The organism is Streptomyces sp. NBC_00669, from assembly GCF_036226785.1.
GTDB lineage: Bacteria > Actinomycetota > Actinomycetes > Streptomycetales > Streptomycetaceae > Actinacidiphila.
The window spans coordinates 8,157,365-8,170,498 of the sequence record NZ_CP109018.1 but is presented as its reverse complement, the minus strand read 5'-3'; the positions used below and the strand labels follow the sequence as shown (position 1 = coordinate 8,170,498).

12 protein-coding genes are annotated in these 13,134 nt (G+C 73.8%); 9 read left to right on the top strand and 3 right to left on the bottom strand.

The window, feature by feature from the left end; genetic code table 11:
* Positions 1–3 precede the first annotated feature (3 nt).
* The 7 genes from OG896_RS34525 (at position 4) to OG896_RS34495 (ending at position 7,138) form a co-directional block, all read left to right on the top strand.
* Complete coding sequence (locus OG896_RS34525; RefSeq protein WP_329371684.1) at positions 4–666, top strand: GntR family transcriptional regulator; 663 nt, start codon at positions 4–6, stop codon at positions 664–666.
* 197 nt (positions 667–863) lie between these two features.
* Entirely contained in the window at positions 864–2,135 is a 1,272-nt protein-coding gene (locus OG896_RS34520) for an amidohydrolase family protein (protein WP_329371682.1), read from the top strand.
* A 185-nt stretch (positions 2,136–2,320) separates the two neighbouring features.
* Entirely contained in the window at positions 2,321–2,890 is a 570-nt protein-coding gene (locus tag OG896_RS34515; RefSeq protein ID WP_329371680.1) for a DUF1097 domain-containing protein, read from the top strand.
* Position 2,891: 1 nt separating this feature from the next.
* A complete protein-coding gene (gene hpxZ / locus OG896_RS34510; protein WP_329371678.1) occupies positions 2,892–3,425 on the top strand; it encodes an oxalurate catabolism protein HpxZ in 534 nt (177 codons plus the stop codon).
* Positions 3,422–4,903 carry a cytosine permease gene (locus OG896_RS34505; RefSeq protein ID WP_329371676.1) on the top strand — a complete coding sequence of 494 codons (1,482 nt, stop codon included), beginning with the start codon at positions 3,422–3,424 and terminating at the stop codon, positions 4,901–4,903. The genes hpxZ and OG896_RS34505 overlap by 4 nt, the downstream gene beginning before the upstream one ends.
* Positions 4,900–6,432: an amidase gene (locus tag OG896_RS34500; protein ID WP_329371674.1), complete on the top strand. Its 1,533-nt coding sequence runs from the start codon at positions 4,900–4,902 to the stop codon at positions 6,430–6,432. The genes OG896_RS34505 and OG896_RS34500 overlap by 4 nt, the downstream gene beginning before the upstream one ends.
* A gap of 91 nt (positions 6,433–6,523) precedes the next feature.
* Positions 6,524–7,138: a DoxX family protein gene (locus OG896_RS34495; protein ID WP_329371672.1), complete on the top strand. Its 615-nt coding sequence runs from the start codon at positions 6,524–6,526 to the stop codon at positions 7,136–7,138.
* 60 nt (positions 7,139–7,198) lie between these two features.
* Here the strand turns inward: OG896_RS34495 and OG896_RS34490 are convergent, their stop codons facing one another.
* Complete coding sequence (locus OG896_RS34490; RefSeq protein WP_329371670.1) at positions 7,199–7,384, bottom strand: hypothetical protein; 186 nt, start codon at positions 7,382–7,384, stop codon at positions 7,199–7,201.
* Between the two features lie 179 nt (positions 7,385–7,563).
* Between OG896_RS34490 and OG896_RS34485 the strand changes: the two genes are divergently transcribed.
* Together OG896_RS34485 and OG896_RS34480 are read left to right on the top strand one after the other, a co-directional pair.
* A complete protein-coding gene (locus tag OG896_RS34485) occupies positions 7,564–7,893 on the top strand; it encodes a barstar family protein (RefSeq protein WP_329371668.1) in 330 nt (109 codons plus the stop codon).
* Between the two features lie 540 nt (positions 7,894–8,433).
* On the top strand, positions 8,434–10,539 hold the full coding sequence (locus tag OG896_RS34480; RefSeq protein WP_329371666.1) for a radical SAM protein: 2,106 nt from the start codon (positions 8,434–8,436) through the stop codon (positions 10,537–10,539).
* Positions 10,540–10,828: 289 nt separating this feature from the next.
* Here OG896_RS34480 and OG896_RS34475 read toward each other — a convergent pair whose 3' ends face one another.
* Together OG896_RS34475 and rpe are read right to left on the bottom strand one after the other, a co-directional pair.
* Entirely contained in the window at positions 10,829–11,830 is a 1,002-nt protein-coding gene (locus OG896_RS34475) for a sugar-binding transcriptional regulator (protein WP_328473847.1), read from the bottom strand.
* Between the two features lie 238 nt (positions 11,831–12,068).
* Positions 12,069–12,734: a ribulose-phosphate 3-epimerase gene (gene rpe, locus OG896_RS34470; RefSeq protein ID WP_329371664.1), complete on the bottom strand. Its 666-nt coding sequence runs from the start codon at positions 12,732–12,734 to the stop codon at positions 12,069–12,071.
* Positions 12,735–13,134 lie beyond the last annotated feature (400 nt).

The following is a 13,134-nucleotide window of genomic DNA, read 5'->3' as shown; positions in this document are numbered from 1 at the left end:
CGGATGACCGAGCGGAGTGCGGTGCGGCGGCGCGACACCACGCAGACGGTGTGCGCGGCGATCAGGGCCGACGTCGTCGGCCACGTGTTCGCGCCCGGCGAGCGGTTGACCGAGGAGGGGCTGGCGACGCGCTACCGGGTCTCGCGCATCCCGGTCCGGGAGGCGCTGCGCACCCTGGAGTCGGAGGGCTTCGTCCACTCGCGGCCGTACGCGGGCACCTTCGTGGCCGAGTTGAGCGAGGCCGAGGCGGAGGACCTGCTCGGGATAAGGCTGTTGATGGAGCCCTTCGGCGCGGAGCGGGCGGCGCTGCGCCGCACACCCGTACAACTCGCCACCCTGGAACTGCTGATCGCCGAGGCACGTGAGGCGCTGGCGGCCGGATCGGCGGTCGGGCCGGCCGGACTGGCCGCCCTCAACACCCGCTTCCACCAGGTGCTCGCGGAGGCGTCGGGGAGCCCGACGCTCGCCGCTCTCGTGGCGCAGCTCGGCTACAAGATCTCGTGGGTGTATTCACTCGGCCTTCCGCGGCGGGCGGCGGAGTCCTGGGACGAGCACGAGGGCATCGTCCGGGCGCTGCGCGACCGCGAACCCGAACAGGCCCGGGAGCGGGTCGCCGAGCACATCCGGAAGGCGCAGGCGGCGTACCGCCTGCGGCGGCGCTCCTGATCCTCCCCGCGTCCCGGACCGGCGCGGCCCGCCCGGGCCGATCACGTCCACCCGGCGCTGCCGCGACTGCGCGCGCCGGGTGGAGAGGACACGGAAACACGGCCGTCATCAAAGTGCGCCGAACCGTGTAATCAGCCATTTGTATACACCTTCCAGGAGCCCGAATCCGCTGCCGCGGAACCCGGAAGGAGCGTCCCGTGTTCGACCTCGTACTGCGTCGCGCGAAGATCGCCGAAAGAGAAGACCTCGTGGACATCGCGGTCACGGGCGGCCTGATCGCGGCGGTGGGCGCGATACCCGCGGACGCCGCCGCGGCGGAGACGGTCGACTGCGACGGTCTCGTGGTGCTGCCCGGCCTGATCGAAGCCCATCTGCACCTGGACAAGGCCCTGCTGGACCGGGACCGCCCCAACCTGTCGGGCACCCTCGCCGGCGCGATCGAGGTCACCGGCGCGCTGAAGCGGGACTTCACCCCGCGGTCGGTACGCGCCCGCGCCGAGCGGGTGCTGCGGTGGGCGGTGGCGAACGGCACCACGCTGATCCGGGCGCACCCCGACGTGGACCCGCTGGCGGGCCTGACCGGCCTGGACGTGATGCTCGAACTGCGCGAGTCGCACCGGCACCTGGTGGACCTCCAGGTCGTGGCGTTCCCCCAGGAGGGCATCGAACGGGCCCCGGGTACGTACGCGTTGCTGCGCGAGTCGCTGCTGCGCGGGGCGGACGTGGTGGGCGGCTGCGCGTACAACGAGGGCGACCTCGACGCGTGCCGACGGCACATCGACACCGTGTTCGCGCTGGCCGCCGAGTTCCGGGTGCCGGCCGACCTGCACGCCGACTTCGCCGACGACGCGGGCGACGCCCGCTTCGCGCTGGCCGAGGCCGTCGCCGACGCGACCGAGCAGCACGGCATGGCCGGCCGGGTGACGCTCGGCCACGTCACCTCGCTCGCCGGCCGGCCGCCGGCCGAGCGCGCCCGGGTGATCGCCCGCCTCGCCGAGGCCGGCGTCGCGGTGGTCGCGCTGCCCGCCACCGACCTGCACCTGGGCGGCCGCGCCGACCCCCAGGCCGTACGCCGAGGCGTCACCCCGGTCCGCGAACTGCTCGACGCGGGCGTGCTGACCGGCTTCTCCTCGAACAACATCCGCAACGCCTTCACCCCGTTCGGCAACGCCGACCTGCTCGACATCGGCCTGCTGCTGGCGCAGACCTGTCACATGGGCAGCCCCGCCGACACCGAGCGCATCCTGCGGATGGCCACCACCGACGCCGCCCGGATCACCGGCACCGACGCGGACTACGGGCTGCGGCCCGGCGCCCGCGCCGACCTCGTGGTGCTCGGCACCCGGCGCCGCGAGGACGCCCTCACCGACCGCCCGGACCGGCGCTACGTCGTCAAGCGGGGCCGGATCGTGGCCCGCACCACCCGTACCAGCGAAGTCCTCGACGCGCGGGTGCCGCAGGCCGTCTGACCTCCTGTCCGACCGTCCCTCCGCCCCTTCCGCCCCTCGGTCCCTCCCCCTCCGCGTGCTCTCCGCCCGCCGCGCGCCCGCGCCGCCGCCCGGTGGCCCGCCTCGCTCGCGCCGGACCCCACCACACCACGTCCCACCGCACCGCAGCCCTCCTCACCCCGACCGCATCCCGCCAGGAGCCCGCCATGCGCGAACGCGTCCCGCACGAGATCGCCGCCTCTGTCCTCGCCGCCACCACCGCCTTCGTCGGCGGCACCGCCCTGAACCTGCCGCCATGGGCGATCTTCGTCTCCTGGGCCGGGCTGCACCTGATGGGCCCGCTCAGCCTGGCCAACGCCGCACGGCTGTGGGCCGCGATGCCGGTGGGCTCGGCGTTCGCGCTCGCCATCGTGCTGGCCGACCAGCACCTCGGGCCGCACGTGAGCAGCGGCCGCTGGGCCCAGGACGCGCTGCTCGCCGCGATCATCCTGGTGCTCAACACGGCCCTGATGTACGCCGGCCGACTCCGGGCGACCTCGCTGGTGCCGGGGATGTTCCTCGGCTTCGCCTCATACTTCGCCACGTTCTTCGGCGGCTTCGGCTACCACGCGGGAAGCGTCTGGGCGGCCTGGGTGAGCGTGGTGGCCATGAACGCGCTCGGCCCGGTCTACGCCTACCTCGCCGGCCGGCTCACCTTCGCCCGCGCCGAGCCGGCCGACACCGCGACCGCGGCACACCCCGCGCCCGCCGGCCCGGCCCCCGTACGGGCCCGCTGACATGGCCGCCGACGTGCCCGCCCACGCCCCGAGTGCGCGGATCAACCACCCGGACGTCGTCGCCGAGGTGACCGCGCTCGCGGACGCGTACGAAGCCGCGCTGACCGGAAACGACATCCCGGTCCTCGACGCGCTGTTCTGGGACGGCCCGCACACGGTGCGGCTCGGCGCGACGGAGGAGCTGTTCGGCGCCGAGGAGATCGCGGCCTTCCGCCGTGGCCGCCCGGCCGCCGGGCTGGATCGGACCCGCACCCGCATCGAAGTCACCACCTTCGGCACCGACTTCGCGGTCACCACGACCGTGTTCGTACGCGCCGGAGTCCCGGGGGTGGGCCGGCAGTCCCAGACCTGGGTGCGGCTCCCCGAGGGCTGGCGGGTCGTGGCCGCGCACGTCTCCCAGCGCCCCGGCGCCGGGACCGACCGGCCCGCGCCCGTATCCCCGCACCCGCCCGTACCCGTCCCACCGTCCTGCGCGCAGCCGCCGCGGGTGTATGCACCGGACCATCCGACCGACGAACAGGGGACCCGACCGTGACCGGACCCGATCGCCCCGCCGCCGGCACGGGGGCGGAGTACGAGCACACCGCCGTGCCACCGGGCGCCCGCAAGAGCCTGCTGTCGGTCGCCGGTGTCTGGGGCGGCTTCCCGATGTGCCTGGGCAACGCCGTCTTCGGCGGCCTGATCGTGTACAACCTCGGCCTGCGCGAGGGGTTCTGGGCCATCCTCGCCGGCAACCTCGCCCTGCTCGGATACGTCGGCGTGCTCAGCCACCACGCCGGCCGCACCGGCCGCAGCTTCGCGATGCAGGCGGCCGACGCGTTCGGCCCGCGCGGCAGGCTGCTGGTCACCGGCCTGCTCGCGACCGTGGTGATCGGCTGGTTCTCCTACCAGGTGGGGCTGACCGGCACCACGCTCCAGCAGGTGCTCGGCTGGACCCCGGTGTGGGGCGCCCTGCTCGGCGCGGTGGTCTACGTCGCCCTCACCGTCACCGGCATCCGCGCGCTGTCGCTGGTCGGCCTCGTCGCGGTGCCGCTCTTCCTGCTCACCGCCGGACTGGCGTTCTGGTACGCGGCCCGCGGAGGCGCCACCGCGAGCGGCGCCCTGTCGTACCGCGGCCACGACCACGGCATCACCTTCTGGTCGGCGGTGGGGATCGTGGTGGCGGGGTTCGCGGACTCCGGCACCATGACCGCCGACTTCACCCGGTGGAGCCGTGACGGCCGCTCGGCCGTGTACGCGACCGCGGCGGCCTTCCCGTTCGGCAACACCGTGGCCTACCTGGTGGGCGGCGCGGTGGTCGCCACGGGCGGTGCCGCGCACCCGGCCACCGACGGCGGCTCCTTCCTCGGGCTGCTGGACGGGCACGGCGGCTGGATCACCGCGCTCGCGGTGCTGTTCACCCTGGCCAACCTCGGCTCGGTCGCCGCGCACTGCCTCTACAACGCGGCGGTGGGCTGGTCAGGGCTGACCCCGCTGCGGATGCGCCCGCTGGCGGTCCTGCTGGGCGCGGCCGGCGCGGCGCTGGCGCTCACCGGCGTGTGGACGTCGATCGTGAGCTGGCTGCAACTCCTGGGCATCCTGGTGCCGCCCATCGGCGCGGTGCTGATCGTCCACCAGTTCCTGGGGCGCCGGGCGGAGAACGGGGAGGCCGCGGGCTCCGCCACCACGGCGCCCGGAGCCGGCACCGGAGCCGACACCGCGGCCGGCACCGGAGCTGTCACCGGAGCCGTCACCGCGGCCGGTGGTCCCGGCCTCCCCGCGGCCCAGGCCAGTGGCGTGCCGGCCCGCCGGGACCACGGGCTGCGGTGGCCCGCGACGGCGAGTTGGGCGGCCGGTTCGGGCGCCGCCTGGCTGCTGCACCACCTGGAGCCCGGCTCGCTCGACGCCCTGCTGGGCTTCTGCGTCGCCGCGTGCGCCTTCGGCGGCCACCACCTGGTGACGGCCCGGGTCCGTCCGCACGCACCGGGCGGGCCTGCCGCCGCCGCGGTCGCCGCCGGGGCGGCGCGGCGGTGACCCCCGCCGAGCGCGACGCGCTGTGCTTCCTGCCTGCCACGGAGGTGGCCGCCGCCGTGGCGGCCCGGCGGTTGTCGCCGGTCGAGGTGGTGGACGCCGTGCTGGAGCGGATCGAGGCGGTGGACCCGGAGTTGGGGGCGTTCTGCACGCCGGTGCCCGACCGGGCCAGGGCGGAGGCGGCGGACCTCGCGGACCGCCTCGCCCGCGGGGAGGCGGCCGGCCCGCTGGCGGGCGTGCCGCTGGGGGTGAAGGACCTGATCGCGACGGCCGGCATCCGCACCACCTCGGGCTCTCCCGCCTACCGCGACCACGTGCCCGACCAGGACGACATCGTGGTGGAGCGGGTGAGGGGCGCGGGCGGGGTGGTACTCGGGAAGACGAACACGACCGAGTTCGGCTACAGCCCGGCAGGGCACAACCCGCTCTTCCCGCCCACGCGCAACCCCTGGGCCCCGTCCCTCACCCCGGGCGGCTCCAGCGCGGGCTCGGCCGCCGCGGTGGCCGCCGGGCTCGGTCCGGTGGCGCTGGGCAGCGACGGCGGGTGCTCGCTGCGCGTGCCGGCCTCCTTCTGCGAACTGGTCGGCATGAAGCCCTCGATGGGCCGGGTACCGGTCTGGCCCGGCTGTCGCGACGAGCGCTTCCCCGGCATGTCCGGATGGGAGAGCGTCGAGCACCTGGGAGCGCTGACCCGGACCGTCGCCGACACCGCGCTGCTGCTGTCGGTGCTCGCCGGGCCCGATCCGCGCGACCGGCACTCCGTTCCCTGCGGCGACGTGGACTGGCGCGCGGCCGCGCGGGCCGGCGCCGCCGAGGGGTGCGCGGGCCTGCGGGTCGCCTACAGCCCGGACCTGGGCTACCTGCCGGTGGACCCGGAGGTGCGCCGGGTGGTCGGCGAGGCGGTCGGCGCCTTCACGGACCTGGGCTGCGTGGTGGAGGAGGTCGTGCCCGGCTGGGCGGACCCGGCGGAGGCGTTCCAGGCGGTGATCACCGCCGAGACCGACCTGAGCGGGATGCGCGCCCTCGTGGACCGGTACGGCACCGAGATGTCACCGCACCTCGTCGCCTGGATGACCCGCGCGTGGACGGCCCGGGAGCTGACGGACGCGAACATCGCCCGCAAGGCGCTGGCCAACCGGATGGCCGGGCTGATGTCCCGCTACGACCTGCTGGTCACGCCGACCGCGGCCGTGGCGCCGTTTCCGGTCGGCGTCCAGGGGCCGGAGCGGATCGACGGCCGCGCGGTGGCCGACACGGCGTGGATCGGCTTCAACTACCCCGCGTCGCTGACCGGGCAGCCCGCGGTGAGCCTGCCGGCCGGCCGAACCCGCGACGGCCTTCCGGTCGGCCTCCAGGTGGTCGGCCGCCACCTCGCCGACGGCACCGTGCTGCGGGTCGCCGCGGCGTACGAGGTGGCGCGGCCGTGGGCGCACCGCCGTCCGCGAGCGGGGGACGCCGCCCAAGGGACAGCCGGCCAAGGGACAGCCGGCCGGAGGGCGGTCGGCCAGGGGGCGGTCGGCCGGGGGGCGTGAACCCGGCGCGCCGGTGGGCGCGCCGTCGGCGGTGGCGACCGCGATCGGCCCCGCCAGGAGTGGGCCGGGCGACTCGGGGCAGGTGGGCGTCATGGCCGTACTGAGGAGATTCGCCCGCCCGCTGCTCGCCACCACGTTCGTCGGCGGCGGCTTCGCCACTCTGCGCGAGTCGGCGGCAGCCGCCCCGGTCGGGCCGTCCATCCCGCACGACCGGTCCGACCCGCACGACCGAAACGACCCGCAGGGCGCTCCGGCGCCCGACGACGGGCTCTCGCCGGCCGACCGGCTCCGGCGGATCGCCCAGGACCCGCGGCAGGTCGCCCTGGTCACCGGCTCGGTACGGCTCGGCGCGGGCGTGCTGCTCGCCCTGGGCCGCTTCCCGCGCGTGTCGGCGGCCGCGCTCGCGGCGACGCTCGTGCCGCGCGTGCTCACCGAGCAGCCGTACTGGCGACTTGAGGACCCGCGGGAGCGCGCCCGCGAGCGGGCCCGCTTCTACCAGGACGTCTCGCTGCTCGGCGGTCTGCTGCTGGCCGCGGCCGACACGCACGGCAAGCCGTCGCTGGCCTACCGCACCCGCCATGCCGCCTCCGACGCGGGCGACTCCCTGCACCACGCAGTCGAGAGCGTCACCGACGGTGTGAAGGACCTCGCCGACGAGGTGAAGGAGTTCGCCGTCGACGTCCGCGACCGCCTGCCCGGGGCCTGACCCGGATCTGGGTGCCCCCGCTCCCCTTGGTCCGGGGGCGGGCCGCTCAGCCGTCGCCGCTCAACTCTCGCCGCCCCGGCGCTTGCCCGCCCACACCGCGAGCGCGACGACGGCCACGATGACCAGCAGCACCACGAAGACCGTCGACAGGCCCCCCGAGCCCCCGCCGCTACCGCTGCCGCTGCCGTAGCTGTGGTGATGGTGGTAGCTGTGGCCGTGTACGCGTGTCAGTCCCCCGAGATGCATGGCGTCGATCGTAGGGGGCGCGGCGCGGCGGACGGTCGCCTTCCGGTCACAGGCGTGCCACAGGAAGATGCGCGCCGCCGCGCCGCTCCTGCGGTCCGGCCGCCGCCGTATCGGGGGACACGGCGCGGCGCACCCGCGATCACCAGGGACTTCGCGCCGGGCTGTGGCAGCATCGGCGCATGCTCGTGCTCGATCTGGCCGGAGTGGGCGACCGGCAGGAGTTCATGGACCGGGTCTCCGCCGACCTGCGGTTGCCCGACTGGTTCGGGCGCAACTGGGACGCGCTCGCGGACTGCCTCACCGACCTGTCCTGGTGGCCGGTCGAGCCCGGCGGTCGGCGGCTGCACGTGCGCAACTGGCAGGGTTTCGCCGCGGAACTCCCGCGGGAGTGGCGGATCGTCAAGGACATCCTCCGGGACGCCGAACTCTTCTGGCGCCACACCGACAGCGAACTGGCCGTCATCGTGGAAGGCGAGGACCCCGCCGACACCGCGGCTTCGGGTGGCTAGCGGACCCTCTGGGGTGGTGCGGCCTCTTCCCCGGAAGAAGGGTGCGCCCTGAAGGGGCGCGTGGGGGTCCCCTTGGCTCCGCCGGGGGCGCCCCCACCCGGGCGAAGCTCCGGGAGAACCGCGCGAGCAGCCCGCCACCGGCGGGTGATCCCGCAACCGACGGAACCACGCACCCCGGCGGGTCACGCCACTGGCCACCCCTCCGATCCGGCCGCCGTGCCGGGTGAGGGCCCCGGCAGGTGTCCATCCCGGTCGGCAGGGCAATGCGGACTACCCCTCGCGACCGCGCTCTCAGATCTTCGGGACCGGGTCGTCGTGTCTCCGGGATCAGGGGTCGGGCCGCCGTACCGTGTGCACCAACTACTGTTGCTCCACCTCTAGTTGCACACCTGTACCTGATTTCCAGTGCTTCGGGCCCACCGGCCGGCGACGGCCGGCGGACTCCCAGCACGGTCTGGAGTTCCATGGCCCGCCTGCTCCGGCCGGCCGGCGGGTTCTCCCCCACCGGCCAAGCACCCGAATTACGAGAAGGATTGTGAAATGACGTCAGCCGACGTGTCGACCAGGCCCGGTCCGCGCCCTGCCACCGATGAGCCGCGCCAAGTGCACCTGGTCGACCTGACCGTGATGCCAAGCGTCCGCTACAGCGCCGTACTCGGCTACATGCAGGCAGCCGCCCAGGCCGACCCGGAGCTCGCCGCGAGCTGCTCCTTCACCAAGCACGTGTACATGAAGGCCGGGGACGCCTTCGAGGGCGCCTGCGCCAAGGTGCTGGACGCCCTGGACAACCCCTTGGCCGTCGCCTTCACGGTGTACTACTGGAACCGGGCCAGCTCCACGGAGTTGGCCCGCAGGGTCAAGGAGCGCTGGCCGAACTGCCGCATCGTGCTCGGCGGCAACGACGTGACGCACCAGCAGGATGCCGTGTTCGCGGAGGCACCCTGGGTGGACGTCCTCGTCCACGGCGAAGGAGAGATCCGCTTCCGCGACCTGCTGCGGGTCTTCCTGCACCAGGAGGAGCGGGCCGCTGCCGAGAAGGAACTCGCCGAAGTTCCCGGCATCAGCTTCCTGCGCACCGACGGCGAGGTGGAGACCACCGCCGAGGCCCCGCGCATCGCCGACTTCGACGAACTGCCCTCGCCGTTCGAGGGCGACGTCTGGTCCGACGAGGACATCGCGCGGTCCCAGATGCTGGTGTACGAGACCAACCGCGGCTGCCCCTACTCCTGCTCCTTCTGCTACTGGGGAACCGGGGCCACCAACTCCAGGGTCCGCCAGTTCTCGATGGAACGCATCAAGGCCGAACTGGAGCGGATCATCCGGGTCTGCGCCGACAACACCCGGATGTTCATCGCCGACGCCAACTTCGGCATGCTCGCCCGCGACGTCGAGATCGCCGAACACGTGGTGGAGCTGTGCCAGCGCTACAACAAGCGGCTGCTGGTGATGACCAACTGGGCGAAGAACACCAACGGCCGCGTCGTGGAGATCGCCAGCATCCTGTACAAGGCGGGGCTGACCGGCGCCATCACGCTGTCCGCGCAGTCCTTCAACGCCGAGGTGCTACAGATCGCGAACCGGAAGAACATCCGGGTGTCGCACTACCGCCGGATGCAGACCCAGTTCCGCGCCCTGGACATCCCGACCTACACCGACCTCATCTGGGGCCTGCCCGGTGAGACCCTCGTATCACTCCTGGAGGGCATAGAGGAGGCGATAGCCTCCGGCGGCTCCCCCGTCGTCTACCCGCTGTTCCTGCTGAACAACACCGACTACACGCACGAGCGGTTCCGCGACGAGCACGGTCTGAGGACCACGCACATGCCCTGCGACCCGGGCAGCACGGACCTGTATTCCGATGTGGTGACCGAGCACTCGCGGATGCCGTTCGAGGACTGGCTCACCGGGATCGTCCTTCGGCTGCCGCTGACGCTCTTCCACAAGTGCCTGCTGCGCTGCACGCTGCGGGTGCTCGCCGAAACCTCCGGGGCGCGCACGGTCGACCTGCTCCAACTGCTCGAGACCTTCCTGCGCGAGAAGGTCGAGGACCCGGTCGTGGCCTGGCTGATGGCCGACTACGAGCGCGCCTGGCGCGAGCCGGACAACTTCGACGCCAAGACGATCTACGGCCACGCCGGGCGGTCGATGATCCAGGAGGAGATCCACTACCAGGCGATACTGCGCCGGATGGTGAGCGACGAGGGCCGCGCCGCCCGGCATGCCCGCGCCGCCGTGGACTTCCTGTACGAGGCGCTCGCCGAGCAGGGACGTCCGCTCCCGGACCGCGCCGAACTCGACAGGGTGACCGAACTGGACATGGCCGCGGCCGCGGTGTTCCGGGCCGGGATCACCCACGAGGCGGAGCAGCACGACATCGCCGTTCCGGCGCCGATGTACGAGGTGCTGCGGTCGTACGGCGACGTGCCCGCCCAGTCCGGCCTGGCCTCGTCGGCCGACGGCCTCGTGCACGGCCGGGTCGAGGTACCCGAGTTCCGTGCGCGCTACCCCTTCAGCCCGTACACGCTGTCCGTCTGGCATGCGAGCGGACGCCCCCTGCACGATGTCAACATCAGCCTGACCGTGCAGCAGCTGCCGGAACGCGACATGGACGAGGACGAGGCGGACGCGGTGTCCCACATCGCGTAGTCACCGACACCGAACGGTGCGGCGCCCGCCCGGCGGGGCGGGCGCCGCACCGATCGCTTTCCGCCAACGCCCCTCGGGCTTCGGGCGGTTCACCCCGATCACCCGGGGCGGTCAGACCTACAAGACGTTACCCGGGGCTCGTCCACCGTACTGGTGGGCCCCTCCGGGGTGGTGCGGCCTCTTCCCCGGAAGAAGGGTCGGACCCGAAGGGGCGCGGGGACCGCGCGCGCAACCCACCACCGGCGGGTGGTCCCCCAACCGACGGAACCACGCACCCCGGAGGGTCACGCTAGCCACCCGTGGCCAGCGAACCGTCCGGGTCGACCCGGTCCAGCGCGGGCCGGGGCGCCGGCCCGGTGGAGTGCAGCAGGAAATCCGCCGCGGCCGTGTCCGTCACGAGGCTCGTCACCAACCCGGACCGCAGCACGGCGTTGATCGCCTCGGCCTTCCGCATCCCCCCGGCGATGGCGAGCACCTCCGGAATGCGGCGCAGCCGATCCGCGTCGATCGTGATGCACCGGTCCCGCAGATCCCGTCCGACCCGGCGCCCGCGGGCGTCGAAGAGGTGCGACGACATCTCCGCGGCCACCCCGAGGCTCGCGTAGTGCTCGCGCTCGGCACCGGAGACGGCGTCGTACACCGTGGAGATCCCGGCCTCCCACGAGCCGATCGAGACGACCGCGACGGTGACCTTCTCGAAGTAGCTCATCGCGGCGGCGATCTGGCCCTGGGCGCGGAGCGCGGCGGCGGTGGCGGGGTCGGCGAGCACCATGGGCGCGTACAGCGGGTGGGCCTCGCCGCCGGAGACGGCCGCGGCGGTGCGGACCGCCTCGACCGAGCCGCGCTCGGCGGTGCCGACGTCGTACACCCCGGTGAGCTGGACGACGGTGCAGGGCGCGAGCCGGTCCAGCGCGTTGGCCATGGTGATGATGGAGCGGCCCCAGGCGAGGCCGAGCACGTCGCCGTCGCTGACCAGCTCGCCGAGCAGGTCGGCGGCGACCGCGCCGAGGTTCTCCGGGTCGGGCGCGTCGGCCTGGTCGGCGGGGGTCTCCACGACGACCGCGTGCCGCAGCCCGTAGTGGGCGCGCAGCGCGTCGGAGCGCTCGGCGTCGAGCTCCGCGGGCACCCGGATCTCGATCCGCACCAGGTCGCGTTCGAGCGCGGTCTCCAGCACCCGGGCCACCTTGAAGCGGCTGACCCCGAACTCCTCCGCGATCTGGATCTTGGACTTGCCCTCCAGGTAGAAGCGACGTGCCATCGCCGCGGCCTGGACCATCTCGCCCGGGCCCATGCGCACCTGTGCGCGGCCTGTGCTCACGTCGGCTCTCCCCAGTCACCCATCTGATCAGCTCCGCTGCCATCTTCCCAGACGCCGGGGGTTACGGGCGCGTAGTCCGGGGCCGATCCGGCCGTACGGAGTGATCCGCTCCGACCGTTCGACCGCCGGTCCGCTGCCGTTCCCCCGGCGTACGGAACGCCGCCGTACCGGACGCCGCCGCGTGAGGCAGCACCATACGGCTCGCCGGCGCTCAGTGCGCGCCGGCCGCGTCGGCCTGCGCCCGCAGCGACCGGATCGCGGCGGCCGGATCGTCCGTGCCGTAGACCGCGGAGCCGGCCACGAAGACGTCGGCGCCGGCCTCGGCACAGCGCTCGATGGTCTCCGCGGAGACCCCGCCGTCGACCTGGAGCCACATCTCCAGGCCGTACTTGTCGATCAGTGCCCGGGTACGGCGGATCTTGGGCAGCATGATGTCGAGGAACGCCTGGCCGCCGAAGCCGGGCTCGACCGTCATCACCAGCAGCATGTCCAGCTCGGGCAGCAGGTCCTCGTACGGCTCGATCGGGGTGGCCGGCTTCAGCGCCATCGAGGCGCGGGCGCCCTTGGCGCGGATCTCGCGGGCCAGCCGGACCGGCGCGGCGGCGGCCTCCACGTGGAAGGTGACGGAGCCCGCGCCGGCCTCGACGTACCCCGGCGCCCAGCGGTCGGGCTGGTCGATCATCAGGTGGCAGTCGAGCGGGATGTCCGTGGCCCGGCCCAGCGCCTCGACCACCGGCAGGCCCAGTGTCAGGTTCGGCACGAAGTGGTTGTCCATCACGTCGACATGGAGCCAGTCGGCGCCCTTGGCCGCGTCGGCCGCCTCGGCGAGCCGGGCGAAGTCGGCGGACAGGATGCTGGGGTTGATCTGCGCGGTCATGGTGCCCAAGCAAACCAGATCCGACGCGCGCGTGTGCGACGGCCCGTGACCGCGGGGTACGGGCCGGCCGGTCCGCGGGGCCGCTACGGGGCGGGCGCGGGCCGGGCGGGGGCCGGGCGGGCGAAGGGGCGCGCGCCGCGGAAAGCGCGCGAGCCGCCGTGGGCAGCGGCGTGAGCAGGGCACGGGCACGGCATGGGCAGGGGCGTGAGCACGGCACGAGCACGGCGCGGGCAGGGCACGAGCACGGCGCGGGCAGGGGCGTGGCCGGCGGCTGTGGTACCTCCCGGTAACCCGCCGCAGCGCACTCCCGTCAGAACTCTTGACGGAGTATCAACACAAGCCGACACTTCGTCGTGCCGACTTCCAACACCGTCGGTCATTTTGCAACACGCGGCGGTGG